The 13247-nt window shown below is 60.4% G+C and carries 14 protein-coding genes and 3 pseudogenes; 7 read left to right on the top strand and 10 right to left on the bottom strand.

Annotated elements, in window-relative coordinates; genetic code table 11:
• Nucleotides 1-185: 185 nt before the first annotated feature.
• The 3 genes and pseudogenes from AC1Q9F_RS10405 to AC1Q9F_RS10395 form a co-directional block, all read left to right on the top strand.
• A pseudogene (locus AC1Q9F_RS10405) lies at nucleotides 186-875 on the top strand (methyl-accepting chemotaxis protein); the annotation flags it as partial.
• 165 nt (nucleotides 876-1040) lie between these two features.
• Nucleotides 1041-1808 (top strand): methyl-accepting chemotaxis protein, encoded by a 768-nt coding sequence (locus tag AC1Q9F_RS10400; protein WP_371924007.1) that lies wholly within the window; start codon nucleotides 1041-1043, stop codon nucleotides 1806-1808.
• Nucleotides 1809-1920: 112 nt separating this feature from the next.
• A complete protein-coding gene (locus AC1Q9F_RS10395) occupies nucleotides 1921-2364 on the top strand; it encodes a hypothetical protein (RefSeq protein WP_085606509.1) in 444 nt (147 codons plus the stop codon).
• 120 nt (nucleotides 2365-2484) lie between these two features.
• Here the strand turns inward: AC1Q9F_RS10395 and AC1Q9F_RS10390 are convergent, their stop codons facing one another.
• The gene (locus tag AC1Q9F_RS10390; RefSeq protein ID WP_007951089.1) at nucleotides 2485-2790 is read right to left on the bottom strand and encodes a PepSY domain-containing protein; all 306 of its coding nucleotides are present in this window, start codon (nucleotides 2788-2790) and stop codon (nucleotides 2485-2487) included.
• 152 nt (nucleotides 2791-2942) lie between these two features.
• Here AC1Q9F_RS10390 and AC1Q9F_RS10385 point away from each other — a divergent pair, with 152 nt between their 5' ends.
• Nucleotides 2943-3821 (top strand): sterol desaturase family protein, encoded by an 879-nt coding sequence (locus tag AC1Q9F_RS10385; RefSeq protein WP_492619971.1) that lies wholly within the window; start codon nucleotides 2943-2945, stop codon nucleotides 3819-3821.
• A gap of 1 nt (nucleotide 3822) precedes the next feature.
• On the opposite strand, the gene AC1Q9F_RS10380 is transcribed toward AC1Q9F_RS10385, so the two are convergent.
• Both AC1Q9F_RS10380 and AC1Q9F_RS10375 read right to left on the bottom strand, forming a co-directional pair.
• On the bottom strand, nucleotides 3823-4506 hold the full coding sequence (locus AC1Q9F_RS10380) for a helix-turn-helix transcriptional regulator (RefSeq protein ID WP_492619972.1): 684 nt from the start codon (nucleotides 4504-4506) through the stop codon (nucleotides 3823-3825).
• Nucleotides 4506-5633, bottom strand: coding sequence for a glycerophosphodiester phosphodiesterase (locus AC1Q9F_RS10375; protein WP_492619973.1), 1128 nt, complete (start codon nucleotides 5631-5633; stop codon nucleotides 4506-4508). The genes AC1Q9F_RS10380 and AC1Q9F_RS10375 overlap by 1 nt, the downstream gene beginning before the upstream one ends.
• Nucleotides 5634-5848: 215 nt before the next feature.
• Here AC1Q9F_RS10375 and AC1Q9F_RS10370 point away from each other — a divergent pair, with 215 nt between their 5' ends.
• Complete coding sequence (locus AC1Q9F_RS10370; protein WP_064598843.1) at nucleotides 5849-6175, top strand: DUF2025 family protein; 327 nt, start codon at nucleotides 5849-5851, stop codon at nucleotides 6173-6175.
• Between the two features lie 132 nt (nucleotides 6176-6307).
• On the opposite strand, the gene AC1Q9F_RS10365 is transcribed toward AC1Q9F_RS10370, so the two are convergent.
• On the bottom strand, nucleotides 6308-6622 hold the full coding sequence (locus AC1Q9F_RS10365) for an antibiotic biosynthesis monooxygenase family protein (protein ID WP_492619974.1): 315 nt from the start codon (nucleotides 6620-6622) through the stop codon (nucleotides 6308-6310).
• Complete coding sequence (locus AC1Q9F_RS10360) at nucleotides 6619-7326, bottom strand: CTP synthase C-terminal region-related (seleno)protein (protein ID WP_492619975.1); 708 nt, start codon at nucleotides 7324-7326, stop codon at nucleotides 6619-6621. Before AC1Q9F_RS10360 ends, AC1Q9F_RS10365 begins: the two co-directional genes overlap by 4 nt.
• Before the next feature lie 15 nt (nucleotides 7327-7341).
• Between AC1Q9F_RS10360 and AC1Q9F_RS10355 the strand changes: the two genes are divergently transcribed.
• Nucleotides 7342-8283: a LysR family transcriptional regulator gene (locus AC1Q9F_RS10355; RefSeq protein WP_492620020.1), complete on the top strand. Its 942-nt coding sequence runs from the start codon at nucleotides 7342-7344 to the stop codon at nucleotides 8281-8283.
• A 6-nt stretch (nucleotides 8284-8289) separates the two neighbouring features.
• Here AC1Q9F_RS10355 and AC1Q9F_RS10350 read toward each other — a convergent pair.
• The 4 genes and pseudogenes from AC1Q9F_RS10350 to AC1Q9F_RS10335 form a co-directional block, all read right to left on the bottom strand.
• A pseudogene (locus AC1Q9F_RS10350) lies at nucleotides 8290-8727 on the bottom strand (methyl-accepting chemotaxis protein); the annotation flags it as partial.
• Nucleotides 8728-8835: 108 nt separating this feature from the next.
• A pseudogene (locus AC1Q9F_RS10345) lies at nucleotides 8836-9519 on the bottom strand (PAS domain-containing protein); the annotation flags it as partial.
• Nucleotides 9520-9784: 265 nt separating this feature from the next.
• A complete protein-coding gene (locus tag AC1Q9F_RS10340) occupies nucleotides 9785-10837 on the bottom strand; it encodes a diguanylate cyclase (protein WP_492620021.1) in 1053 nt (350 codons plus the stop codon).
• Nucleotides 10838-10983: 146 nt separating this feature from the next.
• Entirely contained in the window at nucleotides 10984-11592 is a 609-nt protein-coding gene (locus tag AC1Q9F_RS10335; RefSeq protein ID WP_207983704.1) for a TetR/AcrR family transcriptional regulator, read from the bottom strand.
• Between the two features lie 214 nt (nucleotides 11593-11806).
• Here AC1Q9F_RS10335 and AC1Q9F_RS10330 point away from each other — a divergent pair, with 214 nt between their 5' ends.
• Complete coding sequence (locus tag AC1Q9F_RS10330; RefSeq protein ID WP_492619976.1) at nucleotides 11807-12859, top strand: MBL fold metallo-hydrolase; 1053 nt, start codon at nucleotides 11807-11809, stop codon at nucleotides 12857-12859.
• A 38-nt stretch (nucleotides 12860-12897) separates the two neighbouring features.
• Here AC1Q9F_RS10330 and AC1Q9F_RS10325 read toward each other — a convergent pair whose 3' ends face one another.
• Nucleotides 12898-13209: a helix-turn-helix domain-containing protein gene (locus tag AC1Q9F_RS10325; protein WP_492619977.1), complete on the bottom strand. Its 312-nt coding sequence runs from the start codon at nucleotides 13207-13209 to the stop codon at nucleotides 12898-12900.
• Nucleotides 13210-13247 lie beyond the last annotated feature (38 nt).

The raw sequence follows: 13247 nt of genomic DNA, 5'->3' as shown, positions 1-13247 counted from the left end.
CAAAATGACGTCAAATCAACGCGTTACCGGCGGTCGGATTTTTCTCAAGAAGGGCTCTGGCACGCCGATCACGCATGAGTTAGGTTGCGCGCCTTCGGCCAAGAGCCAAGGTCCGCCGACACGGATGTCCGGCCAAAAAATCACGTCTTACCGGACGTGCCTCATCCCTGTCCCGAGTACCTGCGATGCTGCAAAAATCCCTGAGAGCGCAAATTCTCGCCCTGCTGAGCGGCAGCCTGCTGGCGATGCTGTTGATCGCGCTGGCCTGCTTTCACTTCCTGTCCAACGGCGTGCAGAGTTACAGCCAGTTGATCGCCGGCCCCTTGCACACCTCGCAACTGATCGACGAAGCCAACCTGCAATTCAAGGTGCAGGTCCAGGAGTGGAAAAACGTTCTGCTGCGCGGCAAGCAACCGTCGGATCTGGCCAAGTACTGGGGCCAGTTCGAAGACCGTCAGCGCGATGTACAGGGCATCCTTGGTGAGCTGGCCAATCAGAAAGGCCTCGAGCCTTTGCTGAAAACCCGTATTGATCGCCTGCGCGAAGAACATCGTCTGCTCGGCGCTGCGTACCAGAAGGGCCGTGATGCCTACGTCGCCGCCGGTGCTGATCCGACTGCTGGCGACGCCGCCGTCAAAGGTGTCGACCGTGCCGCCAGCGATCAGATGAGCGAACTGGTGGCCGAGCTGCGCAAACAGGGCACCGAGCAATCGGCGCAGATCAGCGCCAGTGCTGACCGCACCGTGTGGCTGGGGCTGCTGGTGATGCTCGCGTCCGGACTGTTGATCGGTCTGCTCAGCCTGTGGCTGGTCAACCGCAACCTGGTCGAGCCGATCCGCAAACTCATCGACTACGTCACCCAGTTGAGCAAGGGCCGTCTGGTCGAGCGCGTGGCCAGCGACCGTCAGGACGAGCTGGGCAACCTCGCGGCTGCCGCCAACACCCTGCGGGATTTCCTCGCCGAAACCTTCAATCACCTGCAACGCAGCGCCAAGGATCTGGACAGCGCCAGCGGCGAGTTGAACGCCATCGCCACGCTGATGGCCGGCGGCACCAACGAGCAGTTCAACCGCACCGATCAGGTGGCCACGGCGATGAACGAAATGTCCGCCACCGCCCAGGAAGTCGCCCGTCACGCGGCCGACGCGGCGCGTGCTGCCGACGATGCCGACCAGTCCGCGCAACAGGGCGAGAAGGTCATGCAGAGCACCATCCACAGCATCACCCAGATGCGCGGCGAAATCGCCAACACCGCCACGGTCATCCGTCGTCTGGAAGCCGACAGCGGTCGCATCGGCAAGGTGTTGGAAGTGATTCGCGGGATCGCCGAGCAGACCAACCTGCTGGCGCTCAACGCCGCCATCGAAGCGGCCCGTGCCGGTGAAGCCGGGCGTGGTTTTGCCGTGGTTGCCGACGAAGTTCGCAACCTCGCGCAGCGTACGGCGGAGTCGATCATCGAGATCAACCAGATCATCCATAGCGTGCAGACCGGCGCGGTGGACGCGGCCCAAGCCATCGACAGCGGCCAGACCCGCAGCGATGAAAGCGTCGAGCAAGTGACCCAGGCCGGCGCCATGCTCGAGCGCATCACCCATGCGGTGGAAGCGATTCGCGACATGAACCGTCAGATCGCCACGGCGGCTGAAGAGCAGACCTCGGTGGCCGAAGACATCTCGCGCAACCTGACCGAGATCACCTCGATTGCCAGCACCAACCTCGACAACGTGCAGCGCACCGAAAGCGCCAGCCAGAACCTGCACGGTCTGTCCGGCCAACTGAACGACGTCACCGCTCGCCTGAGCGTCTGACCGGTCAGTGACTGTGTACCGGTTCGGTTACCGAGTCGGTACACAGTCGATCTCAATTCGTGCAGACCGCCGCCGATGCCCGGTTATCTATAACCGGCATTGGAGATTTCCCATGGTCAGCATCACGTCTGTTTCGATCAATCAGACCGTCACTACGCCCACCAGCAAAACCTCGATTGCCGACACCGGTGACGACACCTCGACCACCGCGGCGGCCAGCACCGGCGTGAAGGCCGACACCAGCAAGGTCGCGGCGGGCGGTGGGGCGGCACCGGCGGGGGACAGCAGTTCCAGCAGCGATGAATCGGACACCGTGAAAGAACTGCGCAAGCAGATTGCCGAGTTGCAGAAGCAGTTGCAGGAAGAGCAAAAGGCGCTGCAAGCGGCTCAGGCGAAGCAGGAAAGCCAGGATGCCAAGGCGGCGGATGTTGCGGCTGCTCAGTCGCAGATTGCTACGACGTCGGCTTCGTTGCAGACGGCGACGGCGGCGTTGTTGGCGGCGTTGCAGGATTCGGATTCGAGCACGTCTGGTTCGCTGGTCAGTACGTCGGCTTAAGGTCACCACAAAACAATGTGGGAGCGAGCTTGCTCGCGATGGCGGCGGTTCAGTCAACATCTTGGTTGGCCGACCGGACGCCATCGCGAGCAAGCTCGCTCCCACAGGGGGGTAGGCCAATCAAGTGTCTTGCTTATTGGTCAGCACCTTGCCGGTGGTCGCATCGAAGTCCACATCGAACTCTTTACCGTCAGCAGTACGCAATTCAACTTCGTACTCATAACCATTGAAGTGGTTATCCAGATCGGTGTCGGTAATGGTCGCGCCCGGATGCAGTTTCAGCGCTTGTTCGTTCATCGACTCCAGCGACTTGATCTTGCCTTCCTTGACCAGTTGCGGGATCTGGTCAACGCGAACGTCAGCCTGGGCCAGGCCAGCGGTGAGGGTCAGGGCGGCAGCAGTAAACAGGGCAGTCAGGGTTTTCATCGGTTATTCCTTTGGGTGATTCGTTTAAGTGAGTTCAGGTTAATCGCCGCAACTTAACTCACCCTTAAAAACACCCGACCGGTTTGCGTCGTTTGTTCAATTGCGGTTCTGCGCAAACTTTCATGCTCAGCCTTCGATAAATGGAGGTGGACATGAAACGCATCTTTTCGTGGCTGTACGCGCCGTTGTTCTGGGTTGGATTTATTGGTGGCGCAATAGGGTTGGCGGGGTATTCGCTGCTGTGGTTGTTGCCGCTGTTTGTTGTGGCGCTGGCGGTGTCGTTCGCGGGCGAATGGCTGCTGCCTTATGAAGTGAACTGGAACCGTCCCGCCGGTGATCGTCGTCGCGACATCCTGCATGCGCTGGTCAACGAAGCGCTGAATGCTGTCGGCCTGCTGGCAGTGCCGGGGCTGGTGGCGCTGCTGGCAATTGACGGTGCGTGGCCGTCGAACTGGCCGTTGTGGCTGCAAGTGCTGCTGGCGATTTTCATCGCGGATGCGGGCGTGAGCCTGATGCATTACGCCAGCCATCGCGTGCCGTGGATGTGGCGGCTGCACGCGATTCATCACAGCGTCGAGCGGCTCTACGGGTTCAACGGTTTGATGAAGCATCCGCTGCATCAACTGCTGGAAGCGACGGCGGGGCTGTTGCCGTTGCTGGTGTTGGGCATTCCGTCCGAAGTGGCGGTGTTGCTGGCATTCGCCATTGCGATCCAGCTGTTGTTGCAGCATTCGAACGTCGACATGCGTATTGGCCCGTTGCGCTGGATCTTCGCCTGGGCGCCGCTGCACCGGTTCCATCACATGAAGTACGGGCGCGCCGGTGACGTCAATTTCGGGCTGTTCTTTACCCTGTGGGACTGGCTGCTGGGCACTGGTTTCTACACGCAGGATTACCGGATCGGCGAGGGCGATCTGGGCATCGGCAGTCGTCCGGATTTTCCCCGTGACTACGTGGCGCAGTTGCTCGATCCGTTCGAACCGGCAGCGCTGGGCAAGGAGCCGAAAGTGCCGGAGGGTTTGCGACGTTGAGTCAGTCCAGCAGGCGCAATTCGATGTGCTGCAACGCCTGACGCGCCGTCACGCCGAAGAGTTTTTTCAGGCTGCGGGAGAAGTGCGCCGAGTCGGCAAACCCGGCGGCGTGTGCGGCCTCGGTCACCGGGCGGCCCGCCAGAATCGCCGCCATCGCCAGCCGCAACCGGCGCCACAGCACTAGCCGCCGCACCGGCAAACCGACCTGACTGACGAACAACCGCTGCAACTGGCTCAGCGACACATGGGCGGAATCGGCCACGGCGCTGGCGGCAACTTTACTCGACAGCGAAGCATCGACATTGGCGAGAGCCCGTTCGATTCGCGGGTCATTCAGAGGGCGACGCGGGCATTGGCCAATGGCGTGATCAAGCGCCGGCAGCGACCACTCGATGTCGAACAGTGCATCGCGCAATGTCTCGGCATCAAACCGTAACGGTTCGGCGTACACGGTGAACACAGGATCCGGCGCTTCGACAATCGCATGCCGGGTCTGCGAGGCAATCAGCAGGCGGGAAGTGGTGACGGGGTTGTCCTCGACCAGCACAGTCACCTGGCGGTCAGGGGCAAGAATCAGTTGGTGGGCATAGTGGGAGTGGGGCGCAGTGCGCCCCGACATCCCGTGGATCAGGCCATGGTCGTGCCCCAGCCAGAGGCGGCCTGTCCACGGGGTGTCCGGTTGCATCAGAAACCGTTGTTCTTCAACACCTGATCCACACTGGCGGCGGCCGGGCGTTTGTAGAATTTCAGCAGCTCGCTGGCGCGGTTGGTGAAGATGCCGTCGACACCAGCGGCCATGACTTTTTCGAAGTCCACCGGCTCATCCACGGTGTAGACGTGTACCAGCAGACCCTTGTCGTGGGTGTACTGGTTCATCCATGGCTGCACCAGATCCGAATAGCTCTGATCGCCGCCGTGGGTCAGCTTCGCCGAAGGGCCGGTGCCGATTGCACCCTGAGCCTTGGCGTAGTCGATCCACTGCTTGAATTCGGCTTCGGATTTCGGCTCTTGCTTGCCGTAGAACGCGTTCTTGTCCTTCTCGCCGGATTCGGCAAAGGTCACTTTGGATTTCGGCTCAATGCTGCCTTCGCCCACCCACAGCAACAGGATCTTCGGCACCTGCGGCATTTCCTTTTGCAGCATTTCAAGGCTGCTCTTCTCGAAGGTTTGCAGGATCACCTTGCCGTTGCTCTCGCCGACGCTGGCGACGTTTTTAGCCGGTTTGGCGCCCGCCGGAACCAGCCAGCCGCGGGCCTGGAGTTTTTCCTTCAGGTCATGCTCGATCCCCGGGAACAGCTTCGGCTCCTTGGTTTCGATGTACAGGCCCGGCTTGTGCTGCGGGCTGGCTTGGGCGATGTCGATGATTTCGTCGAGGGTCAGAATCTTCAGACCGACGTAGGACGGACGCGCGCGATCCGGGTATTTGGCGTTGTACCAGCTGCCGGCGTCGAGGGTTTTCAGTTCGGCCATGGTGAAGGCATTGGCCGGGCTGTCCTTGCGCTCCGGGAACTTGGTGGCGACGTCGGTGGTGCGCTGCAGATTGTCGTCGTGCAGGGCGAACAGCACGCCGTCCTTGCTGCGCTGCAAGTCCATTTCCAGGTAATCGGCGCCCAGGTCGCGCGCCAGTTTGTAGGAGGCGGCGGTGGATTCCGGGGCATCGAAGGACGCGCCACGGTGGGCGATCACCGCCGGGTGCGGAATGCCCTCAGAGGCAGCGAGCGCAACCGGGTTTGGCTGGCTGGCGGCCTGGGCCTGACCGAGGCCGAGCATCAGGCTCAGCAGCAGTGCGCTTTTGGTGAACGTGGCGGGCATGTCGAGGTCCTTTCGCAGGTATTTTCGAAGATGTACCTTTTAGCAACTCAAACGAAAACGTGCTATCGCGAGACCGACATAAACGTACTGAAAGCGAAAATTTCCGCACTTTTGTGCGTTTGTTTGCAGTACGCTTGGCCACGGCAACCGCCCCGGCAGAGGGTGTGCCTCAATGCCCTGCGTGTAAACCTTCGATCACTCTAGTGAGGTTTACCATGCGCATCACATCGCAACTCATCTGCCAGGCCGCCGACGACCTCAAAGGCTTTGTCGGCCTCAACCGCAAGACCGGCCAGTACATCGTGCGCTTCAGTGAGGATTCGTTCGGCATGGACGTGGCCGATGACGGCATCATTCCGTGCAGCGAATTCGTCTGGGCACCGGCCACAGAGCAGACCATGACCCTCAAGCGTGAGCTGATCCAGTTGCTGCTGGACCAGAACATCGATGACCGGATCAACATCACCGAGCCGTTGCGCGTTTATATGAATAAACGCGAAGTGCCGGAGATTGAGGCGGTGCGTAGTCTGGTGAAGGGCTGAGGTTCTGCAGCGACTGTTCCGGCCCCTTCGCGGGCAAGCCCGCTCCCACAGGGTACTGCGCTGTTCTCAAGATCACACGGTACCTGTGGGAGCGAGCTTGCTCGCGATGAGGTCAGCGAGTACACCCAATACTCACCGGCCGAACCGATACTCCCGCTCCACCCGACACACCCGCGTCTGAAACGCCGAATACCACTCGGCCCGCCCGCGCGCCTGAATCACCCGGTGCTCCGGATGCTCGCGCCAGGCGAGAATCGCCGCCTCACTCTCCCAGTACGAAACCGTAATCCCCACCCCGTCCGCGCCCCGGATCGAATCGATGCCGAGAAACCCCGGTTGCTCGGCCACCAGTTGCATCATGCGCTCGGAGGCCTCGGCATAGCCGTTGTCGCCTTCGGTGCGGGTCGAAGTGAAGATCACGGCGAAACACTCAGTGTTCGGTTTCATCGACATTGCTCCGTGCAGGCTTCAACAAATGCCCGCACCAACGGTGGCAAGTTCCCCTTGAGCGCTGCGCGTTCCAGCTGGAACAGTGTGGCGACAAAGAACACATGGTTTTTCAGTTCGATGGCACGCAGATCGCCTGCCGAATCGTGCCCCACGGCGTGTAGTTCATGGGTCAGCAACTCCCGTTCGAATTGCGGATTCACACCGTAGCGGCAGCGATAGCCTTCACGAATCTCCGACGTTTCATACGCCTTGGCGATCAACGAATCGGGCACCAGACGGATGCTGTCCACCGCTTCCACCAGCGAGCAGGTCAGCGGTGTGAGCACTGCGCGGCTCGAGTCAGGTGAAGTTTCGCCATGCTCGGCATCGGCCCAGCCCAGCACGTGGCGGGAAAACTCCAGCACCGCATGCTGAAAACCGCCGCAGGTGCCGAGGAAAGGGCGCTGCTGCTCGCGGGCAAAGCGGATGGCTCGCAGGGCGCCGTCTTCGCTTTTATAGGGGCTGGCCGGTACACACCAGAAGCCGTCGAAATGTTCCAGCGGCGTCTCGGGCAGGATTCGGTCGGTGGCCAACCATTCGAAATCGACCGGGCGGCGAAGGTGTTCCGCCGTCATTCCGAGGGCGACCGGGATGGCCTGGTGGGCAGTGACTTGCGGATCGAAATCACCGATCAGGGCGATGCGCAGGGCTCTGGATTCCATGAGTACTCGCTGTGCTTGTTGAGGGATGAAGCTCACTATAGATTGGCGTTCACGCACTCTGAATTGGCGTTTGCCCAAGTGATCAATGCAGCCACGCAATACCAACTGGATTTCCCGGATCTGGCCCTGATCCTCGCTTTAGTGCGCGGCGGCTCTCTGGCCCGGGCCGCGCAGCTGTTGAAGGTCGATGTGTCGACGGTGTTTCGCGCCGTGCGCCGACTGGAAGCATCGCTCGGCCAGCAACTGTTCGAAAAAAGCCGCGCCGGTTATTTGCCCACCAGCCTCGCGCAAACCCTGGCCGAGCAGGCCGAACGCGCCGAGCAAGCTTTGGAAGCGGCGCGAATCGGAGTGGAGCAGGGCGGCGAAGTGGTCAGCGGCACGGTGCGCCTGACTTGTACCGACTCGGTGCTGCAAGGTCTGCTGTTGCCGGCGCTGGCGCAGTTCATGCCGAACTATCCGGCGCTGACCATCGAGCTGAGCACCTCCAACGATTTCGCCAACCTCAGCCGCCGCGATGCCGACATCGCCCTGCGCCTGACGCGTACACCGCCAGAGCATCTGGTCGGACGGGAGCTGGCGAAGATTTCCTACCGGGTCTGCGCCAGTCAGCGTTATCTACAAAATGTTGAAGCGGCCGATCTGGCAGCGCTGACGTGGATCGCCCCGGACGACTTTCTGCCCGATCACCCGACCGTCGCCTGGCGCCGTCAGCAGTTGCCGGGTGTGACGCCGAGTTATCGCTGCAACAGCATGCTGTCAGTGACGGAGTTGGTCCGCGCCGGACTGGGCGTGGCGGCTTTGCCGGACTTTCTCATCAACGAAGGGCTGCAGGCCTTGAGCGAACCCTTGCATGGTTACGACACCGCGCTGTGGCTGCTGACCCGCCCGGACTGCCGCGCATTGCGCTCGGTGGTCACGTTGTTCGATGAACTGGGGCGGGCGCTGCGGTTGCCTTAGTCGTGTTTAACCCGGCGCCCGGTCGTTGGCGAACATGCTCACGGCTTCTACCGCTTCGCTGGCGCCGTCCCGGATCTGCAAAATCACCGTACCGGCCTGATCCGCCAGTTCGACACCCTGCGCCGCGCGACCACGGGTGCCTTCCATGCTCTTGATCGCCTGACGGGTTTCACTCTGGATCAGGCCGATCATGTTGGAAATCTCTGCCGTCGAGCCGCTGGTGCGCGCCGCCAGCTGCCGTACTTCATCGGCTACCACGGCAAAGCCACGACCCTGCTCGCCGGCACGGGCGGCTTCGATGGCGGCGTTCAGGGCCAGCAGGTTGGTCTGGTCGGCAATCGCGCGGATGGTGTTGACGATGGCGGTGATCTGTTCGGAGCGCTCGCCCAGTTGTGCGATCAAGGTCGAGGATTCGGCAATGTCGTCGGCGATGTCGCGCATTTCACTGGCCGCTTGTTGAATCACTTGCGTACCTTGCTCGGCGACTTTTCGGGTGGCGACGGAGATGTGATAGGCGGCGCTGGCGCTGCGTGCATCCTGCTCGTGTTGCTCGACGCGGGCGGTGACGTCCGAAGCGAACTTCACCACTTTGCACAATCGGCCAGCAGCGTCATAGACAGGGTTGTAGTTGGCTTCGAGCCACACGGTCTGACCGCGTTTGTCGATGCGTTCGAATTGACCCTGGAAAAACTCGCCCTGATTCAATCGGCGCCAGAAGTCCTGATAGTCGCTGCTGTTGACCAGGTCCGCCGGGCAGAACAGCCGATGATGCTTGCCCTTCAGCTCGGCGAGTGTGTAACCCATGCGCGTCAGAAAATTCTGATTGGCCGTGAGAATATTGCCGTCGAGGTCGAATTCAATCACCGCCATAGCGCGGTCGATGGCCTGCAACTTGGCGTTGGCTTCACTTTCCTGCTGGACTTTGGCGGTGACGTCCATGGCGTACTTGACCACTTTTACCACGCGTCCAGATGCATCCTTGATCGGGTTATAGCTGGCTTCCAGCCAGACTGGCCGGCCCTGGCTATTGAGCCGTTCAAAAGTGCCGGACTGGAACAGACCGTTTTTCAGCTTCGACCACAACTCGGTGTATTGGCTGCTGCGGGCAATCTCGGGCGGGCAGAAGCGGCGATGGGGCTGACCGATTACTTGTTCGGTCTTGTAGCCCATGGTGTTCAGGAAGTTGTCGTTGGCGCGTAGCACGACGCCGTCGAGATCGAATTCGATCACCGCCATGGAGCGGTTGATCGCTTCCAGCAGGCCGGCCTGTTCGGTAATGGTGTTCTGGAGAGCGTCGAGGGTGGACTTGTGGCGGTTGAAAAGCATGCTGGCGGCACTCTGGAAATAGGGCTGGAGGTTGGGTCCCTGTTCCCGCGCCGGCTAACCGGACGTGCTGATGATTAGCAGCAGTGTGCCAGCATCCCGGCTGGCGGATTCACTTATACAAAACTTTATAAAGTTGTACAAGAAATCGATATTTTCCTAGTTTGTACAAGTTTTTTCAGGCGGTGGAGCGGCTCAATGCCACGCTGATCGTGTTACGTCCCCCGTGTTTGGCGCTGTACAGCGCCTTGTCGGAATCGTCGAACCACTCGAGGGCGTCGGCGTAGACGGATTGATAACGCGCAAGGCCGATACTCAGGCTGACGCGCAGTTCGGGGACGTCGGGATGGCGGTATCGATCCATTCCTTCACGCAGTTGCTCCATCAGCGCTTCGGCCTTGTTCAGTGGCAGGTTCGGCAGGATCACGCAGAATTCGTCGCCGCCGTAACGCCCGGCCAGCTCGCTTTCGTCGAGTACGAATTTCAGCTCGCGACTCAATTGCCGCAGCACCGCATCGCCGACGATGTGTCCGTAACTGTCGTTGATCGACTTGAAATGATCGATGTCGATCAGCGCCAGAATGGCTTGGGAATTGTGCTGCCGGCACTGCTGGAACTTGAGGTGCAGCAGATCTTTCCAGGCGCCGTGATTGAGCAGGCCGGTCAGGCTGTCGGTACGGCTCAGGGCGCTCAAGGTGCGTTTGTGTTCGGCGAGTTTGATCGCCAACCGGTAACAGACCATGCCCAGCGCAAGCGGATAAAGGGTCAGCATCGGCAGGCAGGCCCAGACCTGAGTCTGCGTGGCCGTCAGGGTGAAATGGACGCCGAACACCGACCAGCCCAGCACCACGCCGATTACCTGCGCGAGGGCGCCGAGCAGGAACAGACGCTGGCCGCCGGCGGCCACGTTGTTCATGGTCATCATCGACAGGATGGTCACGGTGGTCAGCGGATTGAACTGGAAACACGCGGTCCAGAAACCGCCGCACACCGAGTCATAGAGCAGGTTGCGGCGTTCGGCGCGATAGGGGAAAGCCGAGCGGGTCGAGCATTGATAGGCCACGTGCGGCCAGAGAAAACCGTTGAACAGCAACAGCGCCCAGAGCCAGCCCGGCATGTTCAACGGATACAGCGCGGCACCGACACTGAAAAAACCGATGCCCAATCCGATGGCCCGTGGCAAATAAATGCGCCTGGCGAATGACAAGCCTTTGCCGCGTTGGTTTTCCATGATGTTCTGCGCCAGATTCATTCTGAAACACTTTGCAGTGTAATACTTCAGACAGACCGTTCATCGGCCAATGACAGACATTGTCATTTATTCCAGCGGGAAAATTCAGTGTCCTTGTGAGCCATTTACCGTGGCGCAGGCCTTGTCTAGAGCTGATAGCAGGCCAGAAACATATCGAGTGCAGAATCGACCACGGCATTTTGCGTGGCGCTGTCGAGCGAGGGCTGGCCCATGGAGATCTGCGGCCAGAAGGCAAACGTCTTCAGCAGCCCCTGCACCTGATGCGCGGCGAACTCCGGATCGACCGGTTTCAGCCGACCGTCCGCTTGGGCCGCGCGAATCCACACCGTCACGCTTTCTTCACGTTCGCCCATGCGCGCCACCATGTTCTGTGCGCGCTCCGGCGAGTGGATCGCGGCCGCGATAGCGACACGGGCCAGATTCATGAAATTGTCGTCCGCCATCATCTGCAGTTTGGCCAGCAGCATCGTTCGCAATTGATCGCGCAAAGGCTGATCGGGCTGGTACGACACGGCTTGCTCGGTGCTGATCCGTGCCCACAACTGGTTGAGAATTTCGGCGAACAGCTCTTCCTTGCTCGGAAAATGGTTGTACACCGTGCGCTTCGACACCCCGGCCGTGGCCGCAATCTTGTCCATGCTGGTGACCTCGAAACCGTTGGTACGGAATTCGGCGATCGCGGCCTGGATGATGGCTTCGCGTTTACGGTCGGTGAGGCGCTGGGGAGCTGTCATAAATTCGATTCGGCAGGAAAAGGGTGAAATTACACTCGGCAGTTTACTTGTCATCGGGTTTGATGCAACCTAGAAACTACACCGATCAGTGTAATGTTGCGTTAATCGGTGCAACCTAAAACCAGATGTCCGGCTGATGCGTGCGTGCCTTGGCCATTTATCGTCCCACCGTGGAAAGCCGTGAATTGCGCGGTGTTTCCGGAGTCATTCAGTCATGGCCAAATCCATTGCTTCTGCGGGCAGTCAAACCCCTGAACCTTCGCGTCAGGCCGAAGGCGTATTCCGCAACCACGCGCCGGTGCAGCGCGAAGGTGTGCGCAAGATGCTGCGCATCATGTGGAACATGATCTTCCACAAACCGCGCAACACCCGGCCGGCGGCGGCCATTCCGGTGCAGCCACTGACCCGCGCGGACCTGATAGCGGCGCCCAACCACAGTGTTTATCGCCTCGGTCACTCGACCCTGCTGCTCAAACTGCAAGACAAGTTCTGGATCACCGACCCGGTGTTCGCCGAGCGCGCCTCCCCGGTGCAATGGGCCGGCCCGAAACGCTTCCACCAGCCTCCGATCAGCATCGACGAGTTGCCACCGATCGAAGCGGTGATCCTGTCGCACAACCACTACGATCACCTCGACTACGAAGCGGTGTTAAAACTGGCGGACAAGGTCAACGTGTTCCTGACACCGCTAGGCGTCGGCGACACCCTGATCAAATGGGGCATCGATGCCAGCAAAATCCGCCAGTTCGACTGGTGGGAGGGCACCGAAGTCGCCGGCATCCGTTTCATCGCCACCCCGTCGCAGCACTTCTCCGGACGTGGCCTGTTCGATGGCAACCAGACCCTGTGGGCTTCATGGGTAATCATCGACGGCGACACGCGGATTTTCTTCAGCGGGGACAGCGGTTACTTCGACGGTTTTAAACGCATCGGCGAACAGTACGGCCCCTTCGATCTGACCTTGATGGAGACGGGTGCCTACAACGTCGAGTGGCCTTACGTGCACATGCAACCTGAAGAAACCCTGCAAGCCCACATCGACCTCAAGGGACGCTGGTTATTCCCGATCCATAACGGCACGTTCGACCTGGCGATGCATGCGTGGCATGAACCGTTTGATCGCATTCTTGCACTGGCCTGGGAGCGCAGCGTTTCCATTACCACGCCGCAAATGGGCGAGGCGTTCAACCTGGCACAACCCCAACGCGGAAGTGCGTGGTGGTTGGCGGTTGAAGGGGAGAATGAGGCGGTGGTGCAAGGAGCCTGACTCACGGATGCAGGTTCGCCTCCATGAGGCGAACCCAATCACTCCGCCATCGCATAATCCCCACGCACTGATTCGGCTGTCGAACCATTGCTTGTCGAACGCCCCGGCGCAAACCCCGGAAAGAACACCAACCCCTGCGCCTCAAACCGATAGGTCAACGCCAGCCGCACCTCATCCGCCACGTCCTGTTGCGCTTCAAACCGCTGAATGTCGTCTACTGAAACCTTGGCCTCCCGCGACAACTGTTCAATGCTCCAGCCCAACATCCCTCGGGCCTGGGCGCAATGGGTCGGGGTGAACTGGAAAAGGGCGATACGTTCGAGGATGAGGTTCATCGCTGAAGAGGCCATGGTGTGCTCCGGGCTCGAGAGTGCTGATGGAAAATGTA

The sequence above is a fragment of the Pseudomonas sp. GW823-FHT04A03 genome (genome assembly GCF_058796615.1).
This window is presented reverse-complemented; position numbering and strand designations above follow the sequence as displayed.

What these genes read in the sequence shown, in the direction of transcription:
- AC1Q9F_RS10325 (WP_492619977.1), bottom strand. Translation starts at nt 13,209, where the DNA reads ATGGCCTCTTCAGCGATGAACCTCATCCTCGAACGTATCGCCCTTTTC.
- AC1Q9F_RS10370 (WP_064598843.1), top strand. Translation starts at nt 5,849, where the DNA reads ATGCGCATCACATCGCAACTCATCTGCCAGGCCGCCGACGACCTCAAA.
- AC1Q9F_RS10385 (WP_492619971.1), top strand. Translation starts at nt 2,943, where the DNA reads ATGAAACGCATCTTTTCGTGGCTGTACGCGCCGTTGTTCTGGGTTGGA.
- AC1Q9F_RS10365 (WP_492619974.1), bottom strand. Translation starts at nt 6,622, where the DNA reads ATGAAACCGAACACTGAGTGTTTCGCCGTGATCTTCACTTCGACCCGC.
- AC1Q9F_RS10375 (WP_492619973.1), bottom strand. Translation starts at nt 5,633, where the DNA reads ATGCCCGCCACGTTCACCAAAAGCGCACTGCTGCTGAGCCTGATGCTC.
- AC1Q9F_RS10390 (WP_007951089.1), bottom strand. Translation starts at nt 2,790, where the DNA reads ATGAAAACCCTGACTGCCCTGTTTACTGCTGCCGCCCTGACCCTCACC.
- AC1Q9F_RS10360 (WP_492619975.1), bottom strand. Translation starts at nt 7,326, where the DNA reads ATGGAATCCAGAGCCCTGCGCATCGCCCTGATCGGTGATTTCGATCCG.
- AC1Q9F_RS10330 (WP_492619976.1), top strand. Translation starts at nt 11,807, where the DNA reads ATGGCCAAATCCATTGCTTCTGCGGGCAGTCAAACCCCTGAACCTTCG.
- AC1Q9F_RS10335 (WP_207983704.1), bottom strand. Translation starts at nt 11,592, where the DNA reads ATGACAGCTCCCCAGCGCCTCACCGACCGTAAACGCGAAGCCATCATC.
- AC1Q9F_RS10395 (WP_085606509.1), top strand. Translation starts at nt 1,921, where the DNA reads ATGGTCAGCATCACGTCTGTTTCGATCAATCAGACCGTCACTACGCCC.
- AC1Q9F_RS10340 (WP_492620021.1), bottom strand. Translation starts at nt 10,837, where the DNA reads ATGGAAAACCAACGCGGCAAAGGCTTGTCATTCGCCAGGCGCATTTAT.
- AC1Q9F_RS10380 (WP_492619972.1), bottom strand. Translation starts at nt 4,506, where the DNA reads ATGCAACCGGACACCCCGTGGACAGGCCGCCTCTGGCTGGGGCACGAC.
- AC1Q9F_RS10400 (WP_371924007.1), top strand. Translation starts at nt 1,041, where the DNA reads ATGGCCGGCGGCACCAACGAGCAGTTCAACCGCACCGATCAGGTGGCC.